The organism is Streptomyces sp. 13-12-16 (genome assembly GCF_002114215.1).
Taxonomy (GTDB): Bacteria; Actinomycetota; Actinomycetes; order Streptomycetales; family Streptomycetaceae; genus Streptomyces.
Window position 1 is genome coordinate 559 of sequence record NZ_NCTE01001261.1, and the last position, 256, is coordinate 814.

Genomic DNA, 256 nt, shown 5'->3' on the forward strand with positions numbered 1-256 from the left:
CCGGGGGCGCGGCCCCTGGGTACGGGAAGGGGCAGCGGGGGCGATCCCGGTGGCGGTGGAGGACCCGGTCACCGCACCGGTCCACGACGCGGGCGTCCTCGCCGGGGCGCACGCCCGACGCCGCGGCCGGTGACGACGGTCTGGGAAGGGTGTCGCAGACTCGGGAGCGAAGGGCGCCGGCACGCCGCCGGGGGACCGGCCGCCGGGGCGGAGGTCCGCGCGCGTCGGGGGCTCGTCCGCCCGGTCGAGGAGCGCG